Consider the following 2,832-nt stretch of genomic DNA (forward strand, 5'->3'; position numbering starts at 1 on the left):
GATCATCGCCAAACCGACAAACCAGTAACCTAAATAGGTGGTAAAGATCAGCCCGGTATCAAGCGTCCCTTCGGTCAACACAGCCAAGGTGATGAACGTGCTCAATTGGCTAAACAGCAGCGACGCGGTGAAAATCGACGCCGCGGCCATGTACTTGCCAATCACGATGTCAAAGTCGTCCGCCGGCAGCGTCAACAATAATTCGTCGGTGCCCTGCCGCTTTTCTTCCGCCCAAATGCTCATCGTGATCGCGGGGATAAACACCAGCATGATCAACGGGAACCAATAGTTCAGCTGATCCAGCGTAGCCAGGTTTTGGTTGAAGAACTCGTACGGCCAAAACGCCGATACCGATGTCAAAAAGACAAAGATACAGAGAAAAACGTAGCCGGTAGGGTTGCCGAAATAGCCGACAAAGTTTCGCTTCAGCACGGCATAGGCAGCTCGTTTGGTGCCCGCCAGTGCAGCGACGATCGCCATTAACACCAACAGCAGGATCAAGTCCAGGACGAACAGGTTCAGCAGAGCAAATGCGACGTTATTGAGCGTCATGATATCTGTTTGATTGATGGGGTGGGTTATATCGTGTCGAAGCAGTTGGCTTCGATGTTGATTAGCTCGTTTCGGAAAACGTCCAAGCCGGTGCAAACACAGGCTCGGAGGTTACGGTTTGCGTGCATTCATGTCAGGTTCAGGCCCGATCGGAACCACCAAGGAGGTGTCGCATATTCTTGGCAGCCAACTCCGATGCAAGAACGCCGACTTGATATACGGAGCTCGCTGATCATGGCGAGCCTGATCGATGACAGTCGAGTCCGACGTGCATGTGTCGCGGGCACGCTAGGCGGTGGCACCATGAGTCAGCGAATGGAACGCTTCGTCCAAATCGTTTGCACCAAGTTTTCGCAGACCTTCGACGTCACCGTCGTAAACCAGTCGTCCTTCGTTAATCATGACCACGCGGTCGGCCATCGCTTCGACTTCTTGCAAAATGTGGGTGCTGAGCAGAATCGTTTTCGTTTCGCTCAACCGCCGCATCGTTTTTCGGACGCCACGAATCTGGTTGGGATCCAAACCCGCAGTCGGTTCGTCCAGGATCAAAACGTCGGGTTCGTGCAGCAACGCTTGACTCATCCCAACACGCTGTTTGAAGCCCTTGGAAAGCTTGCTGATCGGTTTGTGAACGACGCTCGAGAGGTCACAGATGTCAACGACCGCGTCGATGCGATCTTTCTTGCGAGCCGCCGTCATCCCGCGTGCTTCGGCAAAAAAACTGAGCATCGCGTGAGGGGTCATTTCCGGATAAAGCGGCCCATTTTCAGGCAAATAACCCAATCGGCGGCTGCCTGCGATGCGGTCTTCCATCATGTTGTGACCTGCGATCCGAGCTTCGCCCTCGCTGGCGGCGATATAGCCGGTCAACATCTTCATGGTCGTGCTTTTTCCGGCACCGTTGGGCCCTAAAAACGCCACCAATTCGCCTTCGCCCACCGAGAAAGTGACGTCGCGAGTCGCGGCAAAAGGACCATAAAACTTACTCAGCCCGATCGCTTCGATCATGGGCCGGCGGGATTCAGTTTGAATCGTCATGCGGCAGTTCTTGGGTAAGTCCTTTAATGGGGAAAGTTTCAAACCGGGAATATAACGCTCTGAGAGAGGTTCTCAACACCGCTACGCGGACAATTGCCCCCCGGTTCGCCCGGAATGTCCGAAAATTTGTCCTCGAGCCTCCATATCCCTCCGGCGCCACCGACGCCGGACGACGCAAAACGAGGCGATCGACGAGACGCCGGTTCACTTCAGCTCCGCTGCGACAACACCACCGGATAACCCGATCGTAAACGGCATCGTTAGCAAAGTCCGGTCAATCGCAAGGACCACCGTGCGCTCGCCCTTAGGCAGTGATTCCGTACGCAGCGATGCCGCCGGAGTCGGTTTGCCATCGACCCAAGCTTCGCTGATTTCGCTGGGAAAATCCAACCGAGCATCGGCACCGAACGCCACGCTGACTTGGAATCGAATGAACGACGTCGGCGGTGTCGTTCGGTGCTGTTTGAACGCGTCCATTTCTTGGATCACAAACGTCCCATCGACTCGCGACGTCAACGGCCGCCACTTCATGACATCCCTGTCATTTGCCACCGCATCGGTGCTGGTACGATTGATCCGGTCATTGGATTCGTTAGTGAAAATCAGCGTCTCGATACTACGGAGCATCGGTTCGGTCGAGACCGTGTATTCCGGAACCCGCCCTAGTGCCGAAAGGAATGCGACCAAATCCGCTAGCTCACTTTGCGTCACATTATCCAGCAGCCCCGCAGGCATCAGCGACTTGCCCGGCGCTTCATCCTCGATCGAATCAACGACGATCGACGTGACCGTGCCATCCGCCAACCGAACTTGAATCGTCTTGTCGTTTTCGGTTAGCACGATGCCGCTTATCACACGGCCCTCGTCGGTCAAAAATTGAGTTGTCGTGTAACCTTCCTTTAGCTTCACATTCGGCGTTAGCAGCGACTCCAAGATATAGTCCGGCTGCGAGCTCCCCCCAATACTGATCAGGTTGGGTCCGACCAATCCGCCCGCCGTCCCGATGGCGTGACAATTGATGCATTGCAGTTTCTCCCGCCGATAGATCCGTTCGCCGTTTTCCGGCGATCCTTGCTTGGCTTGCGCCAAGATCGCAGCCGAGAGCTCGGGAGTCAATTTCCAGGAAAGATCTTCGAGCTTGCCGCTCTTGCGAATGGCTTCTTCGAGTCGTGCATTTCCGCCACTGCTGCGGAGATGTCGCAGCAGGTGGCTGGCCAGCTCGGTATCAAGCGAATGTTTCTC

Annotated in this window: 2 protein-coding genes and 1 pseudogene; all 3 read right to left on the reverse strand. The window is 55.1% G+C overall.

Going from position 1 to position 2,832, the window contains the following annotated elements; genetic code table 11:
- On the reverse strand, nt 1-552 hold a 552-nt coding region (locus RMSM_RS23205), incomplete at its 3' end, for an ABC-2 transporter permease (RefSeq protein WP_008702163.1).
- A 288-nt stretch (nt 553-840) separates the two neighbouring features.
- Nucleotides 841-1,590 carry an ABC transporter ATP-binding protein gene (locus RMSM_RS23210; RefSeq protein WP_008702165.1) on the reverse strand — a complete coding sequence of 250 codons (750 nt, stop codon included), beginning with the start codon at nt 1,588-1,590 and terminating at the stop codon, nt 841-843.
- 204 nt (nt 1,591-1,794) lie between these two features.
- A pseudogene (locus tag RMSM_RS23215) lies at nt 1,795-2,832 on the reverse strand (c-type cytochrome); the annotation flags it as partial.

It is taken from the genome of Rhodopirellula maiorica SM1, from assembly GCF_000346295.1.
GTDB classification, from domain to species: Bacteria; Planctomycetota; Planctomycetia; order Pirellulales; family Pirellulaceae; genus Novipirellula; species Novipirellula maiorica.

What these genes read in the sequence shown, in the direction of transcription:
- RMSM_RS23210 (WP_008702165.1), bottom strand. Translation starts at nt 1,590, where the DNA reads ATGACGATTCAAACTGAATCCCGCCGGCCCATGATCGAAGCGATCGGG.